At 65.0% G+C, this 26,742-nt stretch carries 22 protein-coding genes; 11 read left to right on the top strand and 11 right to left on the bottom strand.

Annotated elements, in window-relative coordinates; translation table 11 throughout:
* The first annotated feature begins 11 nt into the window (after positions 1-11).
* Complete coding sequence (locus AC27GT_RS12275; protein WP_219759120.1) at positions 12-1,205, top strand: thiolase family protein; 1,194 nt, start codon at positions 12-14, stop codon at positions 1,203-1,205.
* A 9-nt stretch (positions 1,206-1,214) separates the two neighbouring features.
* Positions 1,215-2,948, top strand: coding sequence for an acyl-CoA dehydrogenase family protein (locus tag AC27GT_RS12280; RefSeq protein WP_487224229.1), 1,734 nt, complete (start codon positions 1,215-1,217; stop codon positions 2,946-2,948).
* Positions 2,949-3,035: 87 nt separating this feature from the next.
* On the opposite strand, the gene cysS is transcribed toward AC27GT_RS12280, so the two are convergent.
* Positions 3,036-4,481 carry a cysteine--tRNA ligase gene (gene cysS / locus AC27GT_RS12285; protein WP_015717210.1) on the bottom strand — a complete coding sequence of 482 codons (1,446 nt, stop codon included), beginning with the start codon at positions 4,479-4,481 and terminating at the stop codon, positions 3,036-3,038.
* A gap of 36 nt (positions 4,482-4,517) precedes the next feature.
* On the opposite strand from cysS, the gene hslO reads away from it, so the two are divergent.
* The 3 genes from hslO to AC27GT_RS12300 all read left to right on the top strand — a co-directional run bounded on the left by hslO (position 4,518) and on the right by AC27GT_RS12300 (position 7,358).
* Positions 4,518-5,540, top strand: a complete 1,023-nt coding sequence (gene hslO / locus AC27GT_RS12290; protein WP_015717209.1) for an Hsp33 family molecular chaperone HslO — start codon at positions 4,518-4,520, stop codon at positions 5,538-5,540.
* A 12-nt stretch (positions 5,541-5,552) separates the two neighbouring features.
* Positions 5,553-5,966 (top strand): universal stress protein, encoded by a 414-nt coding sequence (locus AC27GT_RS12295; RefSeq protein ID WP_219759124.1) that lies wholly within the window; start codon positions 5,553-5,555, stop codon positions 5,964-5,966.
* A 153-nt stretch (positions 5,967-6,119) separates the two neighbouring features.
* On the top strand, positions 6,120-7,358 hold the full coding sequence (locus AC27GT_RS12300) for an O-acetylhomoserine aminocarboxypropyltransferase/cysteine synthase family protein (RefSeq protein WP_487224230.1): 1,239 nt from the start codon (positions 6,120-6,122) through the stop codon (positions 7,356-7,358).
* A gap of 117 nt (positions 7,359-7,475) precedes the next feature.
* Here the strand turns inward: AC27GT_RS12300 and AC27GT_RS12305 are convergent, their stop codons facing one another.
* Both AC27GT_RS12305 and AC27GT_RS12310 read right to left on the bottom strand, forming a co-directional pair.
* Complete coding sequence (locus tag AC27GT_RS12305) at positions 7,476-8,702, bottom strand: aminopeptidase (protein ID WP_041438932.1); 1,227 nt, start codon at positions 8,700-8,702, stop codon at positions 7,476-7,478.
* A gap of 32 nt (positions 8,703-8,734) precedes the next feature.
* Positions 8,735-8,869 (bottom strand): hypothetical protein, encoded by a 135-nt coding sequence (locus AC27GT_RS12310; RefSeq protein WP_015717205.1) that lies wholly within the window; start codon positions 8,867-8,869, stop codon positions 8,735-8,737.
* Positions 8,870-8,953: 84 nt separating this feature from the next.
* Here AC27GT_RS12310 and nifJ point away from each other — a divergent pair, with 84 nt between their 5' ends.
* Positions 8,954-12,457: a pyruvate:ferredoxin (flavodoxin) oxidoreductase gene (gene nifJ, locus AC27GT_RS12315; RefSeq protein WP_487224231.1), complete on the top strand. Its 3,504-nt coding sequence runs from the start codon at positions 8,954-8,956 to the stop codon at positions 12,455-12,457.
* Between the two features lie 15 nt (positions 12,458-12,472).
* Complete coding sequence (locus tag AC27GT_RS12320) at positions 12,473-13,471, top strand: dihydroorotate dehydrogenase-like protein (protein WP_487224232.1); 999 nt, start codon at positions 12,473-12,475, stop codon at positions 13,469-13,471.
* On the opposite strand, the gene AC27GT_RS12325 is transcribed toward AC27GT_RS12320, so the two are convergent.
* Positions 13,437-13,685: a hypothetical protein gene (locus AC27GT_RS12325; protein ID WP_015717202.1), complete on the bottom strand. Its 249-nt coding sequence runs from the start codon at positions 13,683-13,685 to the stop codon at positions 13,437-13,439. The two genes, AC27GT_RS12320 and AC27GT_RS12325, sit on opposite strands and share 35 nt — an antisense overlap.
* A 32-nt stretch (positions 13,686-13,717) precedes the next feature.
* On the opposite strand from AC27GT_RS12325, the gene polX reads away from it, so the two are divergent.
* Positions 13,718-15,445, top strand: coding sequence for a DNA polymerase/3'-5' exonuclease PolX (gene polX / locus AC27GT_RS12330; RefSeq protein ID WP_038032409.1), 1,728 nt, complete (start codon positions 13,718-13,720; stop codon positions 15,443-15,445).
* On the opposite strand, the gene AC27GT_RS12335 is transcribed toward polX, so the two are convergent.
* The 4 genes from AC27GT_RS12335 to AC27GT_RS12350 all read right to left on the bottom strand — a co-directional run bounded on the left by AC27GT_RS12335 (position 15,423) and on the right by AC27GT_RS12350 (position 19,941).
* On the bottom strand, positions 15,423-16,094 hold the full coding sequence (locus tag AC27GT_RS12335) for a type-5 uracil-DNA glycosylase (RefSeq protein WP_038032408.1): 672 nt from the start codon (positions 16,092-16,094) through the stop codon (positions 15,423-15,425). The genes polX and AC27GT_RS12335 overlap by 23 nt on opposite strands.
* A 56-nt stretch (positions 16,095-16,150) precedes the next feature.
* Complete coding sequence (locus AC27GT_RS12340) at positions 16,151-17,569, bottom strand: hypothetical protein (protein WP_487224233.1); 1,419 nt, start codon at positions 17,567-17,569, stop codon at positions 16,151-16,153.
* A 248-nt stretch (positions 17,570-17,817) separates the two neighbouring features.
* Positions 17,818-18,336, bottom strand: a complete 519-nt coding sequence (locus AC27GT_RS12345) for a response regulator transcription factor (protein WP_219759132.1) — start codon at positions 18,334-18,336, stop codon at positions 17,818-17,820.
* Between the two features lie 39 nt (positions 18,337-18,375).
* The gene (locus AC27GT_RS12350) at positions 18,376-19,941 is read right to left on the bottom strand and encodes an acyl-CoA carboxylase subunit beta (RefSeq protein ID WP_487224234.1); all 1,566 of its coding nucleotides are present in this window, start codon (positions 19,939-19,941) and stop codon (positions 18,376-18,378) included.
* Positions 19,942-20,014: 73 nt separating this feature from the next.
* Between AC27GT_RS12350 and AC27GT_RS12355 the strand changes: the two genes are divergently transcribed.
* Positions 20,015-20,437: a hypothetical protein gene (locus AC27GT_RS12355; protein WP_487224235.1), complete on the top strand. Its 423-nt coding sequence runs from the start codon at positions 20,015-20,017 to the stop codon at positions 20,435-20,437.
* Positions 20,438-20,498: 61 nt separating this feature from the next.
* Here the strand turns inward: AC27GT_RS12355 and AC27GT_RS12360 are convergent, their stop codons facing one another.
* The 3 genes from AC27GT_RS12360 to AC27GT_RS12370 are packed head-to-tail and all read right to left on the bottom strand — an operon-like array spanning position 20,499 to position 23,350.
* Positions 20,499-21,440 (bottom strand): electron transfer flavoprotein subunit alpha/FixB family protein, encoded by a 942-nt coding sequence (locus tag AC27GT_RS12360; protein ID WP_487224236.1) that lies wholly within the window; start codon positions 21,438-21,440, stop codon positions 20,499-20,501.
* A gap of 10 nt (positions 21,441-21,450) precedes the next feature.
* Positions 21,451-22,194, bottom strand: coding sequence for an electron transfer flavoprotein subunit beta/FixA family protein (locus AC27GT_RS12365; protein WP_038032246.1), 744 nt, complete (start codon positions 22,192-22,194; stop codon positions 21,451-21,453).
* A gap of 10 nt (positions 22,195-22,204) precedes the next feature.
* Positions 22,205-23,350 carry an acyl-CoA dehydrogenase family protein gene (locus tag AC27GT_RS12370; protein WP_038032247.1) on the bottom strand — a complete coding sequence of 382 codons (1,146 nt, stop codon included), beginning with the start codon at positions 23,348-23,350 and terminating at the stop codon, positions 22,205-22,207.
* Between the two features lie 113 nt (positions 23,351-23,463).
* Here AC27GT_RS12370 and AC27GT_RS12375 point away from each other — a divergent pair, with 113 nt between their 5' ends.
* Together AC27GT_RS12375 and AC27GT_RS12380 are read left to right on the top strand one after the other, a co-directional pair.
* Positions 23,464-26,370: an ATP-binding protein gene (locus tag AC27GT_RS12375; RefSeq protein WP_487224237.1), complete on the top strand. Its 2,907-nt coding sequence runs from the start codon at positions 23,464-23,466 to the stop codon at positions 26,368-26,370.
* Positions 26,348-26,713 (top strand): response regulator transcription factor, encoded by a 366-nt coding sequence (locus tag AC27GT_RS12380; protein WP_038032243.1) that lies wholly within the window; start codon positions 26,348-26,350, stop codon positions 26,711-26,713. The genes AC27GT_RS12375 and AC27GT_RS12380 overlap by 23 nt, the downstream gene beginning before the upstream one ends.
* Positions 26,714-26,742 lie beyond the last annotated feature (29 nt).

Consider the following 26,742-nt stretch of genomic DNA (forward strand, 5'->3'; position numbering starts at 1 on the left):
GAGGTGGAACCATGCGGGAAGCGGTAATCGTCAGTGCAGTGCGGAGCCCCGTGGCCCGGGGCAAGAAGGATGGAGCCTTGGCCACCTTGCATCCCGTGGACCTCTCGGCCCAGGTGATGGGGCAGGCGGTGGAGCGGGTGGGCCTGGATCCCAAGGAGCTCGAGGATGTCCTCTGGGGTTGCGCCATGCCCGAGGCGGCCCAGGGGCTGAATATCGCCCGCCTGGCCCTTTTAAGGGCGGGCTTTCCCGTGGATGTGGCGGGAGCCACCATCAACCGCTTTTGCTCCAGTGGCCTCCAGACCATCGCCATGGCCGCCCAGGCGGTGATGACCGGGATGGCGGATGCGGTGCTGGCGGGTGGGGTGGAGATGATGAGCCAGGTGCCCATGTCGGGCTACCACACCCGCCTCCACCCCGACCTCACCCCCACGGAGTGGACTCCGGAAGGGTACTCCACCTATATCGGCATGGGCTTCACCGCCGAGAGGGTGGCGGAGCGCTTTGGCATCAGCCGGGAGGACCAGGACCGCTGGGCCCTGAGAAGCCACCAAAGGGCGGCCAAGGCCTGGGCCGAGGGTCGGTTTACCGAGGTGGTGCCCATCCGGGTACCCAAGGTGCGCTACCAGGGAACCAAGAAGGTGGTGGAGGAAACCCTGTTTGAACGGGACGAAACCGTGAGGCCCGAGACCTCCCTAGAGGCCTTGGCCAAGCTCCGGCCTGCTTTCAAAAAGGGCGGCACCGTGACGGCGGGGAACGCAAGCCCCTACTCCGATGGGGCGGCGGCGGTGGTGGTCATGAGCCGGGAGAAGGCGGAGGCCCTGGGCCTGAAACCCTTGGCCCGCTTCATCAGCTTCGCCGTGGCCGGGGTGGAGCCGGATGTCATGGGCATAGGCCCCATCAAGGCGGTGCCCAAGGCCCTGAAGCGGGCAGGCCTGAGCCTGGACCAGATCAGCCTCATCGAGTTCAACGAGGCCTTCGCCGCCCAGGTACTGGCGGTGATGCGGGCCTTGGAGATGCCTGAGGAGAGGACCAACGTGAACGGCGGGGCCATCGCCCTGGGACACCCCTTGGGGGCCACGGGAGCCAAGCTCACCGCCCAGCTCATCGCCGAGCTGGGGAAGCGGGGTGGGGGGTACGGCCTGGTGACCATGTGCATCGGCGGCGGCATGGGAGCCGCCGGGGTCTTTGAGGTTTACCCAGCCTAGGAGGGAGCCATGACGGAGGAGAAGAAGCTTTGGCAGAAGGGTGGGGGTTGGTTGTTGGAGGCCCCCGAGCGGGTCTACACCCCCGAGGACTTCGACGAGAGCGTCAAGGAGATCGCCCGCACCACCCGCACCTTCGTGGAGAAGGAGGTGCTGCCCCTTTTGGAACGCATGGAGCACGGGGAGCTGGAGCTCAACGTGCCCCTCATGCGGAAGGCAGGGGAGCTTGGGCTCCTTGGGATCGACGTGCCCGAGGAGTACGGGGGGCTGGACCTTCCCAAGGTGATCTCCACGGTGGTGGCGGAGGAACTATCGGGCACGGGGGGCTTTTCCGTCACCTACGGGGCCCACACCTCCATCGGCACCCTGCCCCTGGTCTACTTCGGCACCGAGGAGCAAAAGCGGAAGTACCTCCCCAAGCTGGCGAGCGGGGAGTGGATCGCCGCCTACTGCCTCACGGAGCCGGGTTCGGGCTCGGATGCCCTGGCGGCCAAGACCCGGGCCACCCTTTCGGCGGACGGCAGGCACTACATCCTGAACGGGGTCAAGCAGTGGATCTCCAACGCCGGCTTCGCCAACCTCTTCACCGTCTTCGCCAAGGTGGATGGGGAGCACTTCACCGCCTTCCTGGTGGAGCGGGATACTCCCGGGCTTTCCTTTGGCCCTGAGGAGAAGAAGATGGGCATCAAGGCCTCCAGCACCCGCCAGGTGATCCTCGAGGACGTGAAGGTCCCCGTGGAAAACGTCCTGGGGGAGATCGGCAAGGGGCACAAGATCGCCTTCAACGTCCTCAACGTGGGCCGGTACAAGCTGGGGGCGGGGGCGGTGGGCGGGGCCAAGCGGGCCCTGGAGCTCTCCGCCAAGTACGCCAAGGAGCGCCACCAGTTCGGCCGGCCCATCGGGAGCTTCGGCCTGATCCAGCACAAGCTGGGGGAGATGGCGAGCCGCATCTACGCCGCCGAAAGCGCCGTCTACCGCACCGTGGGCCTGATCGACGAGGCCCTTCAGGGCAAGAAGGGGCCTGAAGCGGTGATGGCGGGGATCGAGGAGTATGCGGTGGAGGCCAGCATCATCAAGGTGCTGGGCTCCGAGGTGCTGGACTACGTGGTGGACGAAGGGGTGCAGATCCACGGGGGCTACGGCTACTCCCAGGAGTACCCCATCGAGAGGGCCTACCGGGATGCTCGCATCAACCGCATCTTTGAGGGCACCAACGAGATCAACCGCCTCCTCATCCCCGGGATGCTCCTGAGAAGGGCCCTGAAGGGGCAGCTACCCCTCTTCCAGGCGGCCATGAAGCTTCAGAAGGAGCTTCTGGAGCCGAGCTTTGAGGAGCCCGAGGACCTCGAGGCCCACCAGGTGGCGGCGCTCAAGAAGCTCGCCCTCATGGTGGCGGGCCTTGCGGCCCAGAAGTACGGGCAGAAGGTGGAGGAGGAGCAGGAGGTCCTTGGGGCGGTGGCGGACATCCTGATCGACGCTTACGCCGCCGAAAGCGCCCTCCTGAGGGCCAGGAGGCTTGGGGGGGTTGCGCCTGCCATGGCCCGGCTATACCTGCTCCAAGCTCTGGACCGGGCCCAGGCCTGGGCTCTTTCCGTCCTGCCCCGCTTGGTGGAAGGGGATGAGGCCCGGGTGGTGTACTCCGCAGCCCGGAGGCTCACCAAGCATGAGCCCGTGGACCTGGTGGCCTTGAGGCGGGAGGTGGCGGGGGCGGTCCTCGAGGCGGAGGGCTACCCTATCCCCCGCTGAACCTGGGCGTTTCCCTGCCGGGGCCTGGCCCCGGCAGGGGTTGTTATTGGGTTGCCTCCGCTACCCCGTGGACCTGCTTTGGTTAGGCTACTCCAAGCCAATCCGCCACTTGGGGCCTTCCTTGGTGTCCTCCACGATGATGCCTAGGGATTTGAGCCTTTCCCGGATCAGGTCGCTTTTGGCGTAGTCCTTGGCCCGCCGGGCTTCTTCCCTGAGTTCCAGAAGAAGGGCCACTAACCCCTCCAGAAGGGGCCCGGACACCTTCTCCTCCAGAACCCTTTCGGGGAAGAGGCCCAGGATGCCTTCCCCCAGGGTGTGGAAGACCTGGGCGGTTCGCCTTAGGGTGTCCCTCTTGGCCTCAGGGAGAAGCTTGTTGAGCTCGGGGAGGAAGGTGAAGAAGGCAGCCAGGGCCTCGGGGGTGCTGAGGTCGTCCTCTATGGCCTCCAGGAAATCCTTTTCCAGGGCATCCAAGGCCCTTTCCAGTTCCGGAGTGATCCCAGGGTGCGCCGCATTCAGGCGGGTCCGCACCTCGCGGTAGGCTTGGAGGAGGCGGGCATAGCCTCGCTTGGCCGCCTCGAGGCCCTCCCAGGTGAAGTCCATGGGGCTCCGGTAGTGGGTCTGGAGGAGGTAAAAGCGCAGGGCCATGGGCTCGTGGGCCTTAAGGAGGTCGTGAAGGAGGACCAGGTTCCCCGTGCTCTTGGCCATCTTTTCCCCTTCCAGGAGCACGTGGTTGTGGTGCATCCAGTGGCGGGCGAAGCGGTAGCCCGCGGCCTCTGCCTGGGCGATCTCGCACTCGTGGTGGGGAAACTGGAGGTCTATGCCCCCGGCGTGGATGTCAAACCCTTCCCCCAGGTACTTAAGGCTCATAGCGGTGCACTCGATGTGCCAGCCCGGGTACCCCTCTCCCCAGGGGCTCTTCCAGCGCATGATGTGGCCGGGCTCGGCGGCCTTCCAAAGGGCGAAGTCCAGGGGGTCTTCCTTCTCCTCCCGCACCTCCACCCTGGCCCCGGCTCTAAGCTCCTCCAGGCGCTTTCCCGAAAGCTTCCCGTACTCGGGAAAGGCCCGTACGCGGAAGTAGACGCTACCCTTGCGCTCGTAGGCGAAGCCCAGCTTTAAAAGCCTTTCCGTGAGCTCGATCTGCTCCGGGATGTGGCCGCTGGCCCTGGGGGCGATGGAGGGCCGGAGTACGTTTAGGGCGGTGATGGCGTCAAAGTAGCTCCAGGTGTACTTCTCCGCCACCTCCATGGGTTCGAGCCTTTCCAGCTTGGCCCGGCGCTCAATCTTATCCTCCCCCTGGTCGGCGTCGTCGGTAAGGTGGCCCACGTCGGTGATGTTGGAGACGAAGCGCACCCGGTAGCCTAGGTGGAGCAGGTAGCGGCGGAGCACGTCGTAAACAATGGGTCCCCGGGCATGGCCCAGGTGGGGGTCGGAGTATACAGTGGGGCCGCATACATAGATCCCCACGTGCCCCGGGGTAGCGGGGGTGAAATCCACTTTGCTCCTTTGCAAGGTATCGTAGATGCGCAGGCCCATATGGGGGATTATAGGCCCATGGCATAATGGCGGGGTATGGGCAGGATCCTGAGGGGCTTGGCAGGGGGTGGCCAGCTTAGGGTGGTGGCCGCGGACACAGGGGATGTGGTGGAGGAAGCCCGGCGCCGCCATGGGCTTTCCCCCACCGCCACCGCCGCCCTGGGCCGGGCTATGACCGGGGCCTTGCTGCTGGCCCAGCTCCTCCTAAAGACGCCCAAGGAGCGGATAACCCTGCGCATCGAGGGCACGGGGCCCTTGGGCGGGCTCGTGGCCGAGGCGGATGCGGCTGGAAACGTCCGGGGGTACGTGCGAAACCCGAAGGCGGAGGTGCCCTTGCGGGAGGATGGGAAGCTCAACGTGGGGGAACTCCTCGGGGCCGGGGTGTTGCGGGTGGACCGGAGCCTTCCGAATGGGGAGGTTTACACCAGCACTGTGCCCCTGGTTTCCGGGGAGATTGCCGAGGACCTCGCCCACTACCTTTGGCAGTCGGAGCAGATTCCCTCCGCCGTCCTCTTAGGGGTGCGGGTCAAGGGGGAGGGGGAGGTGGAGGTGGCGGGGGGTGTGGCCATCCAGGTGATGCCGGACACTCCCGAGGAGGTTCTTTCCCGCCTCGAGGCCAACCTGGCGGGTCTAAGCGGCATTACGCCCCTCTTGCGGGAGGGCTTGGAGGCTGCTTTGGAAAGGCTTCTTGCTGGCTTGGGTTTTGAAAGGACGGATCTCAAGGCCCTGGGTTACCCTTTAAACGAGATCCCCGCCCGCTTCCGGTGCCGCTGCAACCGGGAGAAGGCCCTCGAGGCCTTGGTCTTCTTCACCCCCGAGGAACGGGAGGACATGATCGTGAAGGACGGGGGTGCGGAGGTGGTCTGCCACTGGTGCGGGGAGGTCTACCGCTTCTCCCCGGAGGAGATCCGTTCCCTGGTGGCGGAGGTGCGTTGCCCTGATTGCGGCACCCTTTGGCTGTATCCCAAGGCGGACGGCACCCTTTTCCGGATCGAGGGGGATACCTGCCGTTGCGGGCGTAAGGTGGAAATTCCTTCGGAAAAACGGGCCCAGGCCTGATAAGCTGAGGCCATGTTCAAGACCATCCTCCTGGCTTATGACGGTTCGGACCATGCCAAGCGGGCGGCAAGGATAGCCAAGATGGAAGCCGAGGCCCATGGGGCCAGGCTGGTGGTGGTTCATGTCTATGAGCCTGTCCCCGACTACCTGGGGGAGCCCTTCTTCCAGGAGGCCTTGAAAAGGCGGCTGGAGCGGGCGGAAAAAATTCTGGCGGAGGCCGTGGGCCTCACGGGAGTGCCCCGGGAAGATGCCCTTCTCCTCGAGGGACGCCCTGCGGAGGCCATCCTGGAAGCCGCCATAGGGGAGCAGGCTGACCTCATCGTCATGGGTACCCGGGGCCTGGGGGCGATCGGCAGCCTCTTCCTGGGAAGCCAAAGCCAGAAGGTGTTGGCGGAGGCCCCTTGCCCCGTGCTTCTGGTGCGCTAGCCGGTAGGGGTCTGGAAGGCTTCGGGGGTGGAACAGGATTGCCTCCAGCCTTGGCGGCTGGCTGGAGGCAGCCCTTCTACCTTTCGCTAGCGGGTTTGGGATTTGCCCTTTCCTGGAGCTGAGGGCGTGGCGGCTTTCCGGTAATCTTAGGGCATGGAGTACGAGACCCTGGCAGTGCTTTCAGGTCTGCCGGAGGACCCCTATGGAGCGGTGGGGCTTCCCATCTACGCGGTGGCCGCCTACGGCTTTAAGACCCTGGAGGAAGGAGCCGAGCGCTTTGCCAGTGGGGAGGGCTACGTCTACGCCCGGCAGAAGGACCCCACCGGCAAGGCCCTGGAGGAGCGGTTAAAGGCCCTGGAAGGCGGCATGGATGCCTTGGTCTTCGCCTCGGGCCAGGCGGCCACCTTTGCCGCCCTTTTTTCCCTCCTGCGCCCGGGGGATGAGGTGGTGGCGGCCAAGGGGCTTTTCGGCCAGACCATCGGCCTTTTCCAGCAGGTCCTGGCTCCCATGGGCATAAGGGTACGCTATGTGGAGCCCGAGCCCGACCGGGTACGGGAAGCCCTCACGGAGAGGACCCGGGCCATCTTCGTGGAGACCATGGCCAACCCTGCCCTGGTGGTGCCGGACCTCGAGGGCCTGGCCTCGTTGGCGGAGGAAAAGGCCATGGCCCTGGTGGTGGACAACACCTTTGGCGCTGCCGGTGCCCTGGCCAAGCCCCTCCAGTGGGGGGCCCACGTGGTGGTGGAAAGCCTCACCAAATGGGCAAGCGGCCACGGCTCCGTGCTGGGAGGGGCGGTGGTGGTGAGGGAAAGCCGCATCTGGCAAAACTATCCCCAGTTCCTGGAGAAGGATGCCAGGGGCCAGGTTCCCTGGGAGGCCTTGGGACCTCGGTGTTATCCGGAGCGGGTGCGTACCCTGGGGCTATCCCTTATGGGCATGGCCCTTTCCCCCTTCAACGCCTACCTTCTCTTCCAGGGTTTGGAAACCGTGGCCCTGCGGGGGAGGCGCATGAGCGAAACCGCCCATCGCCTGGCCGAGGCCCTGAAGGGCCACCCGAAGATCCAGTCCCTTCGCTACCCCGGCCTGCCCGAAGATCCGGCCTACCCCATGGCCCGGAAGTACCTGGCCTCGGGGGGGCCCATGCTCACCCTGGACCTGGGAAGCCAGGAGGCAGCCAGCCGTTTCCTCAAGGCCATACCCCTGCCCAAGGCCGCCAACCTGGGGGATGCCCGCACCCTTTTGGTGCATCCCTGGACCACCACCCATAGCCGCCTTTCGGAGGAGGGGAGGCTTCAGGCGGGGGTTACCCCGGGGCTGGTGCGGGTTTCCGTGGGGCTGGAGGATCCCGAGGATCTTGTGGCCTGGTTCCGGGAGGCCTTGGAAGGAGCCTAGGGGGGAAGAAAAGCACAAGCGTCCGATATCGTGAAGCTGTGCACTAACTTGCCACCCCAAGCCTAGATCCCGCCGGTGGGATTTCCACGGCGGGATCCTCTAGGAAACTCCCAGCTTTCAGATCACCCAAAGCCCCTCGCGCATGAGGGGCACGCGGGTCCCATCCTGCAAAATTCCATCCACCTGCATCTCCATAGAGCCGATCATCCAGTCGATGTGCACCAGGCTTTCGTTGGCCCCGCGCTTCCGGAACTCCTCCCCGGTGGGGCGGCCCTCCAGGTTCTCCGCGTAGGCTTGGCCGAAGGCGATGTGGCTGGCGGCGTTTTCGTCAAAAAGGGTGTCGAAGAAGACCAAGCCCGTTCGGGCGATGGGGTTGTCGGCGGGTACCAGGGCCACCTCTCCCAGCCTGCGGGCTCCCTCGTCGGTAGCGAGGACCTTGAGGAGGACCTCCTGGCCTTTTTCCGCCCCTACCTCCACCGCATACCCCCCTTCAAACCGGGCCCAGATCCCCTCCACCAACTGGCCTCCCAGGGCCAGGGGCCGGGTTGAGCGCACCACGCCCTCCACCCGCTCCCGGTGGGGGGCGGTGAAGACCTCCTCCGTGGGCAGATTGGGGTTGCAGATGCGTCCCTTTTTGGTGGGGGTGGCCCCACCTTGCCACAGGTGGCCTTCCGCGAGGCCCACCGTCAGGTCCGTGCCCGGCCCCTGGAAGTGGAGGGCGGCAAAGCGCTTGGCGTTCAGAAAGGCCACCTTTTCGTGGAGGCTTCGGTTGTGGGCCTCCCAGGCGGCCACGGGATCCGGCCTGTCCACCCGGGTAGCCTGAAAGATGGCCTGCCAGAGCTTGGCCACGGCTTCCTCCTCGGGAAGATCCGGGAAGACCGCCCTGGCCCAGCCGGGGTGGGCGAAGGGGACGATGGTCCAGTTGGTGACGAACTCCGTGATGGCCTCGAGGGCCGGCTTGTAGGCTCGGCTCTGGGCCTGCTGGGCCCGTCCGATGCGCTCCGGGGGAAGGCCTTCTAGGGCTCTTGGGTCGTTGCCGGAAACCGCAAGCCGCGCCGCTCCCTCCCGGAAGGCCTTGGCCATACCCTCGTAAAGCCAGGCCGGGGCCTTGTCCAGGCCCTCCTCCGGGGCCAGGGAAAGGCGCTTCCGGGAAAGGACGTTGTCCCCGTAGAGGACCGTGAAGAGGCTCGCCCCGTGCTCGTAGGCCTTTTCCGCCAGGAGGCGCACGAAGTCCACTGCCTCGAGGGGCGCGGTGGCGATGACCTCCTGCCCTCGTTCCAGGTTGAGCCCCACCCGGATGGCCAGATCCGCCAGCTTTTCTAGGTTCTCCTGAAACGCGCTCACGCCCTCAAGTCTTTTGGCCCAGGGGGTTTCCGTCAAGCCCTGGGGCAGCTTCTGGGCCTTCCCAGGAGGAGGACGACCCCGGCCAGGAGGAGCAGGGGAGGCCGGTAATCCTCGAGGAGGAAAGCCGCCAAAAGGAAGAGGAGGGCCAAGGGATACCGTAGGGGCATGGCCTCATGGTACACCGAGGCGTGGCCAGGGTTGGGACATTCCTCACCCGCCCGGACCCTTATGGTAAGGGCGAGGTGAATCCTATGCGCCCCATCACCGTGGACGGCAACGAGGCGGTGGCCCGGGTAGCCTACCGCCTGAGCGAGGTGATCGCCATCTATCCCATTACCCCTTCCAGCCCCATGGCGGAGCTTTCCGACGAGTGGGCGGCCAAGGGGGAGCCCAATCTGTTCGGGTTGGTGCCCCGAGTGGTGGAGATGCAGTCCGAGGGGGGCGCGGCAGGGGCCCTGCACGGAGCCCTCCAGGAGGGTGTGCTGGCCACCACCTTCACCGCCAGCCAGGGTCTCCTGCTCATGATCCCCGACATGTACAAGATCGCCGGCCAGGCCCTTCCAGGGGTCATCCACGTGGCGGCCCGGGCTTTGGCCACCCATGCCCTGTCCATCTTCGGGGATCATCAGGACCTCTATGCGGTGCGGCCCACAGGGTGGGCGATCTTGGTGTCGGACTCCGTGCAGGCGGCCCAGGACTTGGCGGCCATGGCCCACATCACCGCCCTGAAGGCAAGCCTGCCCGTGCTTCACGCCATGGATGGCTTCCGCACCTCCCACGAGGTGCAGAAGATCATGCCCCTTTCCGACCGGGAGCTTAAGGCCCTCTTTCCCTTCGGGGCCCTCGAGGCCTACCGGCGGCGTGCCCTGACCCCCGAGGCCCCGGTGATCCGCGGCACCGCACAAAACCCCGACCACTACTTCCAGAACCGGGAGGCCATCAACCCCTACTACCTGCGCCTGCCCCAGGTGGTGGCCGAAACCATGGAGCAGTTTGCCCAGGTGACGGGGCGCCGCTACGCCCCCTACGAGTACTTCGGCCACCCGGAGGCGGAGCGGGTGGTGGTGGTCATGGGTTCGGCCTCCCTGGCGGTGGAGGAGGCGGTGGAGTACCTCCTGAGGCAAGGGGAAAGGGTGGGGATGGTGCGGGTGCGCCTTTACCGCCCCTTCCACGGGGAGGTCTTTCTCGCTTCCTTCCCCCGGACCGTCAAGAAGGTGGCCGTCCTGGACCGGGGCAAGGAGCCCGGGGCCGTGGGGGAGCCCCTTTTCCAGGAGGTGGCGGCGGCCTTTGCCCTTAGGGGTGGGGAGGTTCCGGTTCTGGTGGGAGGGAGGTACGGGCTTTCCTCCAAGGAGTTCACCCCGGCCATGGCCCTGGGGGTTTTTGAGGAACTCAAGAAGGAGGAGCCCCGGCACAGCTTCACCGTGGGGATCGTGGACGATGTGACGGGCACAAGCCTTTCCTACCCCCAGGTGGACTTTGAGGATCCGGCCTCGGTGCGGGCGGTCTTCTTCGCCCTGGGAGCCGACGGTACCGTGAGCGCCAACAAGAACACCATCAAGATCATCGGGGAGGAGACCCCCCTTTATGCCCAAGGGTACTTCGTCTATGACTCCAAGAAGTCGGGCTCCCGCACGGTAAGCCACCTGCGTTTTGGGCCAAATCCCCTCAACAAGCCCTACCTGGTGCAGAAGGCCAGCTTCGTGGGCATCCACCAGTGGAGCTTCTTGGAGCGCGTTCCCATGCTGGAGGTGGCAGAGGAGGGGGCCACGGTCCTCATCAACAGCCCCTACCCCAAGGAGGAGGTTTGGGACCGCTTGCCCAGGCCTGTCCAGGAGGAGATCCTGAGAAAGAACCTCAAAGTTTACGTGGTCAACGCCTACGAGCTGGCCAGGCGGGTGGGCCTTCCCGGGCGTATCAACACCATCATGCAGGCGGCCTTCTTCAAGCTTTCCGGGGTCTTGCCCGAGGAGGAGGCCAAGGCCCGCATCAAGAAGGGCATCGAGAAAAGCTACGGCAAGCGGGGCCGATCGGTGCTGGAAAGGAACTTCCAGGCGGTGGAGCTGGGTTTTGAGGCGGTGGAGCCCCTGCCCATACCCGGAAGGATCACCTCGGAAAAGGAACGGGTGCCTCCTATGGTGGACCACCCGCCGGCCTTTGTGCGGGAGGTGCTGGGGCCCATTGCCCTGGGGCTCGGCGACGCTTTGCCAGTTTCCGCCTTTCCCCCGGATGGAACCTACCCCACGGGGACGGCCAGGTACGAGAAGCGGGGCATCGCGGAGTTCATCCCCACCTGGGATCCGCAGGTGTGCGTGCAGTGCGGCAAGTGCGTCCTGGTCTGCCCCCATGCGGTCATCCGGGCCAAGGTGGTGCCGGAGGAGGCCTTGGCCCAGGCCCCCGAAGGTTTCCCCCACCGCAAGGCCATGTGGAAGGAACTCACCGGGGAGTTTACCCTGGCCATCAGCCCCGACGACTGCACGGGTTGCTCCCTTTGCGTGGAGGTCTGCCCGGCCAAGGACAAGCAGAACCCGAGCCGCAAGGCCTTGAACCTGGCACCCCGCCTCGAGGTGCGGGAGGCCATGAACCGGCACTGGGACTTCTTCCTCTCCTTGCCGGAAACCCCCAGGGCCGGCCTTAAGCTCCACACCGTGAAGGATGTGCAGCTTCTGGAGCCTTTGTTCGAGTTCCCCGGGGCCTGCGCGGGGTGCGGGGAAACCCCTTACCTCAGGCTACTAACCCAGCTCTTCGGCGACCGCCTCATCGTGGCCAACGCCACCGGGTGCAGCTCCATCTATGGGGGAAACCTTCCCACGACCCCCTGGAGCAAGAACAAGGAGGGGCGGGGTCCCGCCTGGGCCAACTCCCTTTTCGAGGACAACGCCGAGTTCGGCCTCGGCATGCGCCTGGCCTTGGACAAGAAGGCGGAGTACGCCCGGGAGTTGCTTAAGGATTTCCGGCAGATCCTGGGGGAGGAGCTGGTGGAGAGGCTCCTTGCGGAACCGGGGCCGGAGGAGGTGGAGAAGAGGCGGCAGGATGTGGCCCTCCTACGGGAAAAGCTCAAGGACCTGGCGGATCCCAGGGCCAAGGACCTCCTGGCGGTGGCGGATGCCCTCATCCCCCATTCCGTGTGGATTGTGGGCGGGGATGGCTGGGCCTACGATATCGGCTACGGGGGCCTGGACCACGTGCTGGCCAGCGGGGCCAACGTGAAGGTTTTGGTCCTGGATACTGAGGTCTACTCCAACACAGGGGGACAGGCCTCCAAGGCCACGGGTCTGGGGGCGGTGGCCAAGTTCGCCGCGGCAGGCAAGCCCACCCCCAAGAAGGACCTGGCCTTCATGGCCATGAGCTACGGGCATGTCTACGTGGCCCAGGTGGCCATGGGGGCCAGCGACGCCCATACCCTGAAGGCCTTCCTCGAGGCGGAGGCCCATAAGGGCCCGGCCCTCATCATCGCCTACAGCCACTGCATCGCCCACGGCATCGACATGGCCAAGGGGATGGAGCACCAGAGGCTGGCGGAGCGCACAGGGTACTGGCCCCTCTTCCGCTACATCCCTGGTCAGGGGCTCATCCTGGACTCCAAGCCCCCCACGCTGCCCCTCAGGGAATACCTCTATGCGGAAAACCGCTACCGGCTTCTCCTCCAGACCCACCCCGAGGGAGCCGAGGCCTTCTTAAAGCTGGCGGAGGAAGCGGTGCGGGAGAGGTGGGAAAGGCTTTCCCGCATGGCCCAAAGGGAAACCGTGCCAAGCTAGAGGAGGGAGGAGGGTATGGACCTCAGCACCACCTACATGGGATTGAAGCTGGAGCACCCCTTGGTGGCCTCGGCCTCACCCCTTACGGAGCGGCTGGACGGGTTTCTCCGCCTGGAGGACGGGGGTGCGGCGGCCATCGTGATGCACTCCCTCTTTGAGGAGCAGGTGACCCTCGAGGAGGAGATGCTGGACCATTACCTGCACTACGGCCACGAGAGCTACGCCGAGGCCCTTTCCTACTTTCCCCGGGCCCACGAGTACCGCCTGACCCCTGAGCGCCACCTGGACCTTCTTGCCCGGGCCAAGGAACGGGTTTCCATCCCCATCATCGCCAGCTTGAACGGCATCAGCCGGGGGGGCTGGGTGGAGTACGCCAAGCTTCTGGAGGAGGCAGGGGCCGACGCTATAGAGCTTAACCTCTACTACATTCCCACCGACCCTGCCCTTTCCGGGGCGGAGGTGGAGGCCATGTACCTGGATACCATCCGGGCGCTGGTGGAAAGCGTGCGGATCCCTGTGGCGGTCAAGGTGGGGCACGCCTTCACCGCCTTCGCCCACTTTGCCAAACAGGTGGAGGCCACAGGGGCCCGGGCCCTAGTCCTCTTCAACCGTTTCTACCAGCCCGACTTGGACCTGGAGACCCTTTCCGTGGTGCCTACCTTAAGCCTTTCGCGTCCCTACGAGGCCCTTTTGCGCATCCACTGGATCGCCCTCCTCTACGGCCGGGTCGGCCTGGAGCTGGCCTTGACCGGGGGCGTGCATTCGGGGAAGGAGGCGATTAAGGGGCTTCTTTCCGGGGCCCAGGTGGTGATGATGACCTCGGCCGTCCTGGAAAAGGGGCCCGGGCACTTCCGCACCGTACTGGAGGAACTCAAGGCCTTTATGGAGGAAAAGGAGTACGCAAGCGTGGAGGAGATGCGGGGGGTGATGAGCTACCTGAAGGTGGCGGAACCCGCCGCCCTGGAAAGGGCCAACTACCTCAAGGTTCTGGGCTCGTATCGCCTTCTTCCCTAAGGGCGTAAAACCCCTTTCCCAGGGCCACCACCGGGCTTCTGGACCAGCGGGCTAAGGCGGAAAGTCGGATCTTGGCGATCTTTTCCGGCTCCTTCACTTCGGCCCAGAGCCCTGCTTCCTTCAGGCGGCGGCCCACCTCGGTATAGTGAAGGGGCCGGCCCTCCTGTTTCAGCATCTCCAACACCGCCTTGCGGAACCGGTCCGGTGGGGGCATGGGCAGGCCCAGTATACCCGTATAGTGAGGGCATGAGGAACCAGGAGCTGGCCCGCCTCTTTGAGGAGATCGGGCTCATGAGCGAGTTCTTGGGGGACAACCCCTTTAGGGTCCGGGCCTACTACCAGGCGGCTCGCACCCTGTACGACCTGGATACCCCCATTGAGGAGGTGGCCAAGGGAGGAAGGGAAGCCCTGCTGGCCCTTCCCGGGATCGGGCCCGATCTGGCGGAAAAGATCTTGGAGTTTCTCAAAACCGGGGAGATTAAAAAACACCGGGAGCTTGCGGGGCGGGTGCCAAAGGGGGTTTTGGCGGTGATGGAGGTGCCCGGGGTGGGACCCAAGACCGCCCGGCAGCTCTACGACGAGCTGGGCATCGACTCCCTGGAAAAACTAAGGGAAGCCCTGGATAGGGGCGATCTCCTTCGCCTGAAGGGCTTTGGCCAGAAGAAGGCGGAGCGCATCCGGGAGGGCTTGGCCCTGGTGCAGGTGGCGGGCAAGCGAAGGCCCTTGGGGGCGGTGCTTTCCTTGGCGCGGAACCTCCTCGCTGCCATCCGGGAGCTGCCCGGGGTGGAGAGGGCGGAACTTTGCGGGTCCGCCCGGCGGTATAAGGACACGGTGGGGGACCTGGACTACCTGGTGGCCAGCGAAAGAAGCGAGGAGGTGGTGAGGGCGTTCGTGAAGCTTCCCCAAGTGAAGGATGTGTACGCCCAGGGCAAGGAGCGGGCCACGGTGTTTTTGAAAAACGGCCTCCAGGTGGACCTGAGGGTGGTGCCGCCCGAGAGTTGGGGCTCCGGGCTCCAGTACCTCACGGGGAGCAAGGAACACTCCATCCGGCTTCGGAGCCTGGCCCAGGAAAAGGGTTTGAAGCTTTCCGAGTACGGGGTTTTTAGGGGCGAAGAGCGCCTGGCAGGGGAGACCGAGGAAGGGGTTTACGAGGCCCTGGGGCTACCCTTCATTCCCCCTGCCTTACGGGAGGACCACGGGGAGATCGAGGCAGCCTTGGAGGGAAGGCTTCCCAGGCTTCTCGAGCTTTCCGAGGTGAAGGGAGACTTGCAGGTCCACTCCACGTACTCCGACGGGCAGAATAGCCTCGAGGAGCTCTGGCAGGCGGCCAAGTCCCTCGGTTACGAGTACCTGGGGGTCACCGACCACTCCCCGGCGGTGCGGGTGGCGGGAGGTCCTTCCCCAGAGGAGGCCCTGAAGCGGATAGAAGCCATCCGCCGCTTCAACGAAACCCATGGTCCTCCCTACCTGCTGGCGGGGGCCGAGGTGGACATCCGGCCCGATGGCTCCCTGGACTACCCGGACTGGGTTTTGCGGGAGCTGGACCTGGTGCTCATCTCCATCCACTCAAGCTTTAAGCTTTCCAAGGCCGAGCAGACCAAAAGGATCCTGCGCGCCCTGGAAAACCCCTTCGTGCACGTGCTGGCCCACCCCACGGCCCGGCTCATCGGGAGGCGGGCGCCCGTTGAGGCGGATTGGGAGGCGGTGTTTAAAAAGGCCATGGAACGGGGCGTGGCGGTGGAGATCGATGGGTATTACGACCGCATGGACCTCCCGGATGACCTGGCCCGCATGGCCTACGGGATGGGCCTATGGATCAGCCTTTCCACCGATGCCCACCAGGTGGAGCACCTGCGCTTCATGGAGCTTGCGGTGGGCACGGCGCAGAGGGCCTGGATAGGGCCCGAGCGCGTGCTCAACGTGCTCTCCTACCCGGAGCTCACCGCCTGGCTTAAAGGCCGGCGAGGCCTTTAGCCTTTAGCAGGATTTCCAGGAACATCTCCCGGGTGAGCCTGCCCGTCTGGGTATTCTGTCGGGAAACGTGGTAGCTGGCCAGGAGGTGGCGGCCATCCGGCAGGAGGTAGTGGGCCCCGTGGAAAAAGGGATGGGCGGACTTCTTCATGCCGAAGTGGTCCAGGAGGGCCTCGAGGGCGATGCGGCCCAAGGCCAGGTAGACCCTGGCCTCCCGAAGGAGCCCGAGCTCCAACCGGGTCCAAGTGCTACAGGCCAGGAGTTCTTCCCGGGTGGGCTTGTTCTCCGGGGGAGCGCACCGCACGGCGGCGGTAAGGTAGGTTCCGTAGAGCCTTAGGTCGTCGTGGGGCTCGCTTTCCGGCTTGCTGGAGAGGCCCGCCTGGTAAAGGAGGGGGTAGAGGAAGGCTCCGGAGGCATCCCCGGTGAAGGACCGGCCCGTGCGGTTGGAACCATGGGCCCCGGGGGCCAGGCCGAAGAGAACCAGGCGTGCCTGGGGGTCCCCGAAACCGGGGACGGGCCTGGCCCAGTAGGTCCAATCCTGAAAGGCGCGGCGCTTTTTCCGCCCCACCTCTTCCCGGTGGGCCACCAGCCGTGGGCAGCGGGTGCAGGCGGTGAGTTCCTGTTTAAAGGCATCCCACGAGAAAAGATCCATCGGCTTATAAGCATAACCCCCGCCCTAGGGCGGGGGTTATCGGGAGGGTTTGCGGCTTACTCGCTACAGTGCCCGGGACCGATCTTGCCCTCGTTGTACTGGCCCAGGATTCCCGCGTAGTAACGGGCTTGGCTGGTAAGGCTCTTGCCGAAGTTGTAGCTGGGTGGGTAGAGGTTAAAGAATTGGTTTTCTGCCCAGGCAATGGCCGCCTGCACCTCGGGCGGAGCGTAAGCTCCCTTCAGCACGTTCAGCTTGGCGGCGATGTACTGGTGGGCCAGCTGGTAGTAGGGATTGCCGCCGCTGGGCGGGGTCCAGAGGACCCGGTAGTAGCTCTGGTTGGAGAGGAAGAAGGTGGTGTTCTCACCGATCAGGTCCCAGGTGGCGTCCCGGGGCTTGGCGGGGCCGTATTTGGTGTGGGTCTTCCAGTAACCCTGGGTGAGGGTGCAGCCCGTGGGACAGGCGGGCACCCTTACCGTAACCGTCCAGCTGGAGGACCTTACGGCGCCGGTGGTGTTGGTGGTGAGGGTGGCGGTGTTGGTGAAGGCGTGGTACATATCCTGGGCCTGGCATGCGTAGGGCCCCACTTCCAGGGTGTAGGTGAAGGTCTTGGGGGCTTCGCCTGCGCTCACGGTACCCAGGGGGCCGTACCGGTCATCGGTCACGTTCACCTGGTTGTCCACCAGCGTGGTGGGGTCACCGAAGGTCACCGGGGCGGTGGCGCTTGCGGTGCGCACCCAGTCCTGGTCCTGGCGCACGTAGTTGACGGTGGCGGTGTTGGTGCGGTTCGTCTTGTCGGGCAGGTTGGCGCTATAGGTGCAGGTCAGGCTACCGCCTGGGGCCAGGGTGTGGGGGAGGGCCCCACAGTTCACGCTGGCGGCGATGTCCGGTGTGACCACATCGGAAACGCTTTGCACCACAAAGGTGATCGGGGTGTTGTTCTCTATGGTGATGGTGCCGCTTACAGCGAAGTCCCGCTCCTCATAGCCCGTGACCTCCACCCGAACCTGGTAGTTGACGGGGAAGACCTGGCCGTCGCTCAGGGTGAGCGCCGTCTGGTCGCCCGTCTTCTGGATCTCCCAGAAGTACTGACGGGTGTAATGGGTTTCGGCCGTCTTGCTTACCTTCAAGCGGTACTGGAAGCAGAAGGTCACGTGGCTGACATTGGGGATGGCTCCCTTCTGGTTGGGCGGGGCGTGGAGGCCGGTATCGGAGGTGGCGGGGGGATCGTAGCGGTAGACGTTGGCCCCGGGCCCTCCCTTGACGATCACCGCGGTCATGGCCAGGGTGGAGCTCCAGTCCACGTACTTGCCATCGCTGGAGAGAGTCACGGTGATGGTGTTGCCATACGAATCAACGGTGTAGGTGGAGGTGCCGCTGGTGGGTGAGTCGAGCTTGTAGGCTCCATCAAAGTTTACCCCAGCCCGTGTGCATTCGGTGTCGGCGTTTCCTGATTGCCAGTCGGGGTAGGTGTCCACCGACCTGTTTACCGCGGTGGCTGGTTTCAGGATCTGGCCCAACCTCTCTCCAGTCTGTCCTCCACAGGCGGATAAAGCGAGGAGCAAAAGCGTTCCAAGAGGAATGCCAAGTTTTAGCCATGATGGTATAGCCCTCATACAGTCCTCCTTTGAAAACCAAGATAGGGTCCTTCTAATCAGTAAACAACCCACCTTTGCCCTAGGCCCTGTGAAAGAAAAGGTACTAGGTCTTTAGGTAGGGTTTTCCCCTAGGAAAGGAACCGGATCTGGGCCAGCTGGCTCCGCCGCTTCACACCGGCCTTCTGAAAGATGGCCGATAGGTGGGCCTTTACCGTGCGCTCGGAGATGCCGAGTTCTTTGGCGATCTCCTTGTTGCTGAGGCCCATGGCGGCCAGGGCGGCCACCTCCTTTTCCCGCTGGGTAAAGCGGGGGCTAGGTTCCCCTACCAGGCCCGCCAGCATGCGGCGCTCGGCCCAAAGCTCGCCTCGAGCCACGGCGTTTAGGGCCTTGGCGAGGACCTCGAGGCCTTGGTCGGGGTAGAGGTAGCCTTTATACCCTTGCTTGAGGGCCTGGGCCGCTTGCTCCGGGTTCCGGAGGAGCACCACCGCTGGGAGGGGTGGGGGTGGGGGGACTTCCCTTACCGCCTCCGTCAAGCCCACCTGGGCGGTGTAGGGATGTTCCTCCACGTGAAATCCCCGGGTACGGAGGGCCTCAGCCAGGGCTTCCTGTAGGGAGGCCAGGGAAAGATTGAGCCAGACCCGAACCATGGTCTAGCCCCATTGTAGTCCGGCGGGCAAAACGGAAACCTAAAGGGGTATGTTGTCGTGCTTCTTGAAGGGGCGTTCCTCCTTCTTGTCCCAGAGCATCCTCAGGTGCTGGTAGAGGATGCGGCGGGTGTGGGTGGGGTCTATGACATCGTCAATGTAACCCCGGCCGGCGGCCACCCAGGGGTTGTCAAAGGCCCTACGGTACTCCTCGATCTTGCGGCGGCGGGTTTCCTCGGGGTTGGGGGAGGACTGGATCTCCCGCCGGTAGATGATGTTGGCGGCTCCCTCGGCCCCCATCACCGCCACCGCCGCCGTGGGCCAGGCCAGGACCACGTCCGCCCCCATGTCCTTGGAGTTCATGGCCAGGTAGGCTCCGCCGTAGGCCTTGCGGGCGATGAGGGTGATCTTGGGCACCGTGGCCTCGGCGTAGGCGAAAAGCATCTTGGCCCCGTGGCGGATGATGCCCCCGTGCTCCTGGGCCACCCCGGGCAGGAACCCGGTGACATCCACCAGGGTGAGGATGGGGATGTTGAAGGCATCCATGGTGCGGATGAAGCGGGCGGCCTTGTCGGAGGCGTTGATGTCCAAGGCCCCGGCCATGAAGCGGGGGTTGTTGGCCACCACCCCCACGGGGTAGCCGCCAAGCCGGCCCAAGCCCACGATGATGTTCCTGGCGAAGCCGGGCTGGATTTCCAAAAACTCCCCATCGTCCAGGAGGGTCCTGATCACCTGGTGCATGTTGTAAGGCCTTTTGGCATCGGGATGGACGATGCTCAGGATCTCCGGGGTGGGGCGGAGGGGATCGTCCTTGGGTTCCACCACCGGAGGCTTTTCCCGGCTGTTTTGGGGCAGGTAAGTGAGAAGCTTCTTGATGAGGTCCAGGACCTCCTGGTCGTTTTGGCCCTCGAGGTGGGCCACCCCGCTTTTCTCCATGTGCACGTCCGCCCCGCCCAGCTCCTCAAAGCTCACCTCCTCCCGGGTCACGCTCTTGATCACCTCGGGGCCGGTGATGAACATGTAGCTGGTCCCCCGGCTCATGAGGATGAAGTCGGTCATGGCGGGGCTGTAGACCGCTCCCCCGGCGCAGGGCCCCAGGATGGCGGAGATCTGGGGCACTACCCCGGAGTAGATGGCGTTGCGGTAGAAGACCTCCCCGTACCCCGAGAGGCTATCCACTCCCTCCTGGATGCGGGCCCCGGCGGAGTCGTTGAGACCGATGATGGGAGCCCCCACCTTAGCCGCCAGGTCCATGAGGCTTGCGATCTTGCGCCCATGCATCTTGCCTAAGGAGCCGCCCAGGACGGTGAAGTCCTGGCTGAAGACGAAGACCAGCCGGCCCCCGATGGTGCCGTAGCCGGTCACCACCCCGTCGGCTGGAGCCTCAACCCCCTCCATGAGGCCGGTTTCCAGGTGCTCGGCGAAGGGCATGAGTTCCACGAAGCTTCCCGGGTCCAAAAGGTAGTCTATTCGCTCCCGGGCGGTGAGTTTCCCCTGCTGGTGCTGCTTGCGGATGCGTTCCTCTCCCCCGCCGAGGAGGATCCTTTTCCGCCTTTCCTCCAGCTCAGCCAGTAGCTCATCCAGGATAAGCTTGGCGTTATCGGCCATACTGGCCGCATGATATACTAAGAAGCCGGGTTTGCTTCCACGGTAAGGGGGCCCGGCAGAGGAGGTGAGAGGAATGAAGCGCTGGTTAAGCCTGGTCCTGTTGCTGGTGGTGGCACTTCTTGTGGTCTGGGCTGGCTACCAGGGCTATGCCCGCCTCCGGGCCCTCGAGGGCCAGGTGGCCGCCTTGGAGAGCCGGGTGCAGGCCCAGGAGCAAGCCCTGAAGGCCTTGGGCGATCGGGTGGGCAAGCTGGAGCAGGAGGTCTTCAAGGCTCCGTCTCCACCTCTTTCCCTTCCCGAGGTGCCAAAGACCCCAAGCGCCCCCGCCTGGCCCTATGCGGTGGGCGTGGTGGTGGCGGCGGTGCTCCTTTTCTTCCTGTTGCAGCTTCTTCGCGGCAACCGGGGCAAGGAAGGGGCCGAGGGGCAGGGATCACCGGGGCAGGAGAACCACGAGGCCTCCCGTATGGAGAACGAGGGAGCTCCGCCCAAGAAGGAGTAGGGATGGACTAAAGCTCCAGGCGGGCAGGGATTTCCCTGCCCGCCGTTGCCACCCGCCGTAGCTAGTCCTTAAGTTTCTTGACCGCCTGGATCAAGGCGGGAAGCACCTGGTGCACATCCCCCACGATGCCGTAGTCGGCGTGCTTGAAGATGGGGGCCTCGGGGTCCTTGTTCACCGCCACGATGTACTTGCTCTTGTTCATCCCCGCCAGGTGTTGGACCGCCCCGGAAACTCCCAGGGCAATGTACAGGGAAGGTTGCACGGTCTTCCCCGTCTGGCCCACCTGTTCGCTATAGGGACGCCAGCCGGCATCCACCACCGCCCGGGTGGCTCCCACAGCCCCGCCCAGGAGGGCGGCAAGCTCCTCCACCTGCTTGAAGGCCTCGGGGCCACCCATGCCCCGGCCTCCCGTGACCACCACATCCGCTTCGGTGAGGGAAACACCCTTTTTTTCCTCCTGCACCCTCTCCAGCACCTCCACGGTGGGAACCGGAGGGATGGGAAGCGCCACCACCTGGCCCGCCTGGCCCAGGGGCTCCGCCAGGGGAGTGGTGTTGGGCTTCACCGTGAGGACCACTGGGGGAGCGCTTTTCACCTTCTGGGTCACCCGGTTCAGGTAGGCGTAGCGGGTGGCGTAGACCTCGCCTCCTTCCGCCCAGGACTCCAGGGTGTCCTCCAGGAGCCCAGCCCTTAAGGCATAGGCCACCCGGCCCATGTAGGTGCGGCTTTGCCGGGAAGAAGGGGCGACGATGATTCTTGCCCCGGCCTTGGCGGCTTCCAGGATCCCCGCCGCCCACTTCTCGGCGGTGTAGGGACCGAGCTCCGCCACGTAAAGGGTTTCCACGTAGCCTCGGGCCTCTTCCACGGGGGCTTGGCCCTCCGCCAAAAGCACCCCGGCCACCCGTTCTCCAAAGGCCTCGGCCAGCTTCCGGGCCCGGGTCAGGGCCTCGAGGCTCGCCTTTCTCAGCTTGTTTCCATCATGGTCCAGAACCACCAGGATCATGGATGCCTCCTCAGATCACCTTGGCTTCCTCGTGGAGAAGCCGCACCAGCTCCTCGGCCGCCGCCACGGGGTCCTTGCCGTCCAGGATCTTCTGAAGCCGGGTCTTCTCCTGGATGCTCTCCTGGAGGATTTCCACCCGGCTTGCGCCCTGAAAGGCCACCTTTTTGATCTCCTTCTTCTTGGCCTTCATGATGCCGGGCAGGGTGGGGTAGCGGGGCTCGTTCAGGCCTTGTTGCGTGGTGAAGACCGCAGGAAGCCGCACCCGTACCCACTCCGCTCCCTCGTCCAGGTCGTGCTTGGCCCTGGCGGTTTCCCCTTCCAGCTCGAGGGCTGTGGTCCAGGCCACCACCTGCACGCCCAGGGCTTCCGCTAGAGCCCCGCCCAGGGCCTGGCTATCCCAGTCCGCCTGTTGCCCGCCCGTGAGGATGAGGGTAGGGGATTCCTCCTTCAGGATGGGGGCCAGGGCCTCGGCCACGGTCACGGGATCGGCATACCCCTCGTAAACCACGTGGATGCCCCGGTCCATCCCCATGGCCAAGGCGGTGCGGATGGCTTCCTCGGTGCGCTCGGGGCCGAAGCCCACCACGATGGCCTCGCCCCCGTGCTTCTCCTTTAGGCGAAGGGCTTCCTCCACCCCGTACTCGTCCATCTGGTCCAGGATCAGGGTGGCCCCGGAAAGGTCCACCCGATCCCCCTGGATCCTCAGCCTGCTTTCCCCGTCCGGTACCTGCCTGATGACCGCCACGAACTTCATCCGTTACCTCCTATTCCGCCAGGAGATGCCTGGCGATGATGAGCCTTTGGATCTCGTTGGTGCCCTCGTAGATCTGGTTGAGCTTCACGTCCCTCAAGAGCTTCTCCACCGGGAACTCCCGCACGTACCCGTAGCCCCCGTGGATCTGGATGGCCTGGTTGGCGGCTTCAAAGGCGATCTCCGAGGCATAGGCCTTGGCGATGGCGCTGGCGTGGGCATGGGGCAGGCCCTGGTCGGCGAGCCAGGCGGCATAGTAGGTGTACATGCGGGCGGTTTCTATGCCGATCATCATGTCCGCCAGCTTGAACTGGATGGCCTGGAAGCTCGCGATGGGCTGGCCGAAGGCTTCCCGTTCCTTGGCATACTTTTTGGCCTCGTCCAGGGCCCTTCGCGCCACCCCCACGCTTCCCGCCGCCACGGGGATGCGGGTTTTGTTGAGGGTGTTCATGGCGATCTTGAACCCTTCTCCTTCCTCCCCCAGGCGGTTTTGCACGGGTACCTTGACGTCCTCAAACACCAGCTCGTAGGTTCCCGAGGCCCTTTGCCCCATCTTCCCGTGGATCTTCACAGCGCTGAAGCCCGGGGTGCCCTTTTCCACCACCAGGGCCACCACCCCCTTGTGGCGTAGCTCGGGGTTCAGGGTGGCGAAGACCACCACCCACTCGGCCTCGCCCCCGTTGGAGATCCACATCTTGGTGCCGTTAAGGATGTAGTAATCCCCCTGGCGCACCGCTCGGGTCTTGAGGGCGGCGGCATCCGAGCCGTTTCCCGGCTCGCTGAGGGCGAAGGCGGCCAGGGCGGGTTTCTCGGTAAGGGGTTTGAGGAAGCGGCGCTTTTGCTCCTCGTTCCCGGCTAGGAGCACGGGGGTAATCCCCAGGTCGCTGGCCATGGGGATGGTGTAGATGCCCATGCAGGCGTAGGCCAGCTCTTCCCCCACGATGACCTCGTCCAGCATCTTGAGGCCCATCCCCCCGTACTCCTCGGGGATGATGGCGTTCAGGAGGCCCACCTCGTGGAGCTTTTCTATGACCGGCCAGGGCACCTCTTCCTTCTCGTCGTACTCCTGGGCCACGGGGAGGATGACCTCCTTGGCGAAGCGCCGGGCCAGGGCCTGGAGCTGCCGTTGTTCCTCGGTGAGGCTGAAGTCTATGGGCATAACCTCCTCCTTGGCGGCCTGCCAGGGGTGGGGCCTAGGGCCCACTCTTTGACCCAGTCTAAGATTTTGCCCACCCCCTTGCAACCCCGCCCCCATGCTACCATTGGAGGCAGATGAGAACCTCGGGCCAATTGGAGATCCTTGGACGTTTTCAGCGAGCCTTATTGAAGGACCTGGAGCCTGTGCAAATACTTCGGAACCTCCTCGAGGTGGCCACGGAGGAGGGAGTGGAGCGGGCAGCCCTCTTCCTCTACCACCGGGAAACCCGGGAGCTGGTGGGGGAGGTGGCCTCGGGCCGGGGCCGCCACTACACGGTTTCCGCCATCGCCCTTCCCCTATACGCAAAAGGGCCTGTGCAGGAGGCCTTTTTCGCCGAAGGTCCCGTGCGGCGGGGAGAGGAATGGCTTTTGCCGGTGGTGGGGGAGGAGGCCTCCTACTGCTGGGCCGATCCCGAGGCCCGCTGCACGGTCCGCCCCCGGGCCACCCGGGAAACCCGCTTCCTGGTCTGTCCCAGCTGCGCTTACTTTTCGCCCAAGGGGGTGTTGAGCCTGGAGGGAGTTCCCCAGACCCTGAGGCCTCTTCTGCCCCTTCTGGCCCAGCTCACGGCCCTGGCTTTGAAAAACGGCGAGCTCCTGTCGGAGCGAAACCGGGCTTTGGCGGAGCTTTCCCGTCACGCGGAGGCCCTATCCCACGTGAGCGCCTTGGCCCGGGAGGTGGTCAAGGCCCTGGAGCCCGCTGCCGTGCTGGAAACCTTGGCCCAGGCCCTTTCGGAGCGCTTCGGTTTCTTCCGGGTGACCGTGGCCCTGGTGAAGGGGGAGGAGGGTAAGGACTGCCTGGAGGGTTACCTCACGGTGCGGGGAAAAGACGTGTACTGGACGGAGGGCATCAGCCGCATCCGCCTGCCCCTGGCTTCTTCCCCCGATCCCCTGGCCCAGGCGGTGCGGGAACGGAGGACCCTGGTTCTGGGAAGGGAGAGCCTGCCCCCGCATCTGGCCCAGGAGATGGGTCCAAGTGTCGCCTTTGTTCCCATTCTGGCTGAGGAAGAGGCCTTGGGGGCAGTGGCCGTGGACCACGGGCCTGGGGGGCCAGGGGTGAGCGAGGCGGAGGTGCGTTATGTGGAGCTCCTCACGGGTGTGGCGGGGGTGGCCCTCAGGAATGCCCAGCTTTACCGGGAAAAGAAGGAGCTTTCCCTGGCCTTGGCTGCGGAGCGGGGGCGGCTTTTCCAGGTGCTGGAGGAGCTTCCCGACGGGGTGGTGGTTCTTTTCGGTTCCGAGGGTTTTGCCAACGGGAAGGCCCGCCAGGCGCTTTCCGTGGGGTCCACGGTGTCCCTCGAGGACCTTCCCGCGGCCCTGGAGCCCGCCTTGGAAGGAGGAAGGCTGGAGTTCAGCCTGGGAGGGGCCACGTATAGCGTCCGGGGAAAACAGGTGGGGGAGATGCGGGTCTTGGTTTTCCACGACATCACCGAGCGCACCCGCATGGAGCGGGCCTTGAGGGAGCAGGTGGCCTTCACCCAGACCTTGGTGGACCTGGCCAAGGAAGCCTTGCGCCAGCCGGGTCTCGCTCCCCTGACCGAGGCCATTGTCAAGCGCCTGCAGGCTCTTTTCAGCGCGGATGAGGGGTTGCTCTTGGCGGAGGAGGGGGGTAGCCAAAGGGTGCTTTACAGCACTTGCACCCTTCCCGGACCCCTTCCCCGGCCCAACCTTCTGGAAAAGGCCTTGATGGAGGGAGAGCCCCTAGGGGCGGAGGTCTTGGAGGCCCAGGATTGTGGGGTGGCGGAGGCGCTGGGCCTTAAGAGCGCCTTGGTGGTTCCCTTCCGGGCGGGGGGGTTCCGGGGTGGACTCCTGCTGGGCTTTCGGCGGGAGAGGCGTTTTTCCGAGAGACTCCTCTCCCGGCTGGTTCAGGTGGGGACCCTGCTGGCTTTGGTGCTGGAAAAGGCTCGCTTTTTGGAACTGATGGAGGCCGAGGAGGAACGCCTCAAGGCACTTTTGGAGCACTCCCAGGACGTGGTTTACGTACTGGATGGGGAAGGGCTTATCCGTTATGTGAGCGCCAGCGTGCGCCCGGTGCTGGGCTATGACCCCGAGGGGTACAAAAGGGCTCCCTTGAGGGCCCTGGACTTCGTTCACCCCGAGGACCGGGGGCTGGCGGAGGCCCTGTTCCGCGAGCTTTTGCGCCACCCGGGGGAGGTGCGCACCGGGGAGTTCCGGGTCCTTCATGCGGACGGCATCCCGATTCCCGTGGAGGCCTGGGGGCGGAACCTCCTGGCTGACCCCCGGGTGCAGGGGGTGGTGGTGGACCTGCACGACCTGCGTCCCAGGCTGGAGGCCGAGCGGCTTAAGGGGGAGTTCATCGCCGCCGTAAGCCACGAGCTCCGCACCCCTTTGGCGGTGATCATGGGCCTGGCCGAGCTTCTTCGCGAAGAGGGGCTTTCCCCCTCGGCCCAGGAGTCGGTGGACCTCATCCTGGAAAGCGCCTTCCGGCTAAAGACCATGGTGGATAACCTCCTGGACACGAGCCGCCTCGAGGCTGGCCGCTTTGAGGTGAGCCGAAGACCCGTGAACCTGAGGCCCCTTCTTCAGGACCTGGCCAGGAGCTTCCAGGGCGTGGCCCGGCTTTCCGGGGTGGAGTTCCAGGTGGCTTTGGAGGAGCTTCCCCTTTTGGAGGCGGACCCCGACCGGGTGGTTCAGGTGGTGGGAAACCTTCTTTCCAACGCCTTCAAGTTCACCCCGCCGGGCGGGCGGGTTTACCTTCGGGCCCGACAGGAAGGGGACAGGGTGGTCCTGGAGGTGGAGGACACGGGCCCTGGCATCCCCAGGGAGGAGCTTCCCAAGCTTTTCCAGCGCTACGCCCGGGCCAAGAATGCCCAGACCCGGGGGGTTTCGGGCACGGGGCTTGGCCTTTTCATTTCCAAGCACATCGTGGAGGCCCATGGGGGCCGGATTGAGGTGGAAAGCGAGGAGGGAAAAGGAAGCCTCTTTAGGGTTATCCTACCTGTATATGGCCCGCATCCTTCTGGTTGAGGACGAACCCTTGGTGGCCCACATGGTGCGCCGCATTCTGGAGCGGGCCGGGCACCAGGTAGACTGGGTCTCTTCCGGCCAGGCGGCCTTGGACAAGCTTTCCGAACCCTACGATCTCGTGGTGTGCGATCTGGTGATGCCCGGGGTATCGGGCCTCGAGGTGATCCAGAGGATGCGGGCTTTGGGTCTTTCCACGCCCATTCTGGCCCTTTCCGCCAGCGTTTCCGAGAAAAGCCGGCGGGAGGCCCTCGAGGCGGGGGCGCAAGCCTTCCTGGGCAAGCCCTTTGAAACCCAGACCCTGTTGGCCCAGGTGGACCGGCTGTTGGCCCGGGAAGAAGGGTAATGGGCCTTCGGACGGCCTGAATAGCCTGG

It is taken from the genome of Thermus sp. KWY1 (genome assembly GCF_057547025.1).

Coding starts and splice junctions, on each gene's coding strand:
- AC27GT_RS12275 (WP_219759120.1), top strand. CDS start 12: ATGCGGGAAGCGGTAATCGTCAGTGCAGTGCGGAGCCCCGTGGCCCGG.
- AC27GT_RS12280 (WP_487224229.1), top strand. CDS start 1,215: ATGACGGAGGAGAAGAAGCTTTGGCAGAAGGGTGGGGGTTGGTTGTTG.
- cysS (WP_015717210.1), bottom strand. CDS start 4,481: ATGGGCCTGCGCATCTACGATACCTTGCAAAGGAGCAAAGTGGATTTC.
- hslO (WP_015717209.1), top strand. CDS start 4,518: ATGGGCAGGATCCTGAGGGGCTTGGCAGGGGGTGGCCAGCTTAGGGTG.
- AC27GT_RS12295 (WP_219759124.1), top strand. CDS start 5,553: ATGTTCAAGACCATCCTCCTGGCTTATGACGGTTCGGACCATGCCAAG.
- AC27GT_RS12300 (WP_487224230.1), top strand. CDS start 6,120: ATGGAGTACGAGACCCTGGCAGTGCTTTCAGGTCTGCCGGAGGACCCC.
- AC27GT_RS12310 (WP_015717205.1), bottom strand. CDS start 8,869: ATGCCCCTACGGTATCCCTTGGCCCTCCTCTTCCTTTTGGCGGCTTTC.
- nifJ (WP_487224231.1), top strand. CDS start 8,954: ATGCGCCCCATCACCGTGGACGGCAACGAGGCGGTGGCCCGGGTAGCC.
- AC27GT_RS12320 (WP_487224232.1), top strand. CDS start 12,473: ATGGACCTCAGCACCACCTACATGGGATTGAAGCTGGAGCACCCCTTG.
- AC27GT_RS12325 (WP_015717202.1), bottom strand. CDS start 13,685: ATGCCCCCACCGGACCGGTTCCGCAAGGCGGTGTTGGAGATGCTGAAA.
- polX (WP_038032409.1), top strand. CDS start 13,718: ATGAGGAACCAGGAGCTGGCCCGCCTCTTTGAGGAGATCGGGCTCATG.
- AC27GT_RS12335 (WP_038032408.1), bottom strand. CDS start 16,094: ATGGATCTTTTCTCGTGGGATGCCTTTAAACAGGAACTCACCGCCTGC.
- AC27GT_RS12345 (WP_219759132.1), bottom strand. CDS start 18,336: ATGGTTCGGGTCTGGCTCAATCTTTCCCTGGCCTCCCTACAGGAAGCC.
- AC27GT_RS12350 (WP_487224234.1), bottom strand. CDS start 19,941: ATGGCCGATAACGCCAAGCTTATCCTGGATGAGCTACTGGCTGAGCTG.
- AC27GT_RS12355 (WP_487224235.1), top strand. CDS start 20,015: ATGAAGCGCTGGTTAAGCCTGGTCCTGTTGCTGGTGGTGGCACTTCTT.
- AC27GT_RS12360 (WP_487224236.1), bottom strand. CDS start 21,440: ATGATCCTGGTGGTTCTGGACCATGATGGAAACAAGCTGAGAAAGGCG.
- AC27GT_RS12365 (WP_038032246.1), bottom strand. CDS start 22,194: ATGAAGTTCGTGGCGGTCATCAGGCAGGTACCGGACGGGGAAAGCAGG.
- AC27GT_RS12370 (WP_038032247.1), bottom strand. CDS start 23,350: ATGCCCATAGACTTCAGCCTCACCGAGGAACAACGGCAGCTCCAGGCC.
- AC27GT_RS12375 (WP_487224237.1), top strand. CDS start 23,464: ATGAGAACCTCGGGCCAATTGGAGATCCTTGGACGTTTTCAGCGAGCC.
- AC27GT_RS12380 (WP_038032243.1), top strand. CDS start 26,348: ATGGCCCGCATCCTTCTGGTTGAGGACGAACCCTTGGTGGCCCACATG.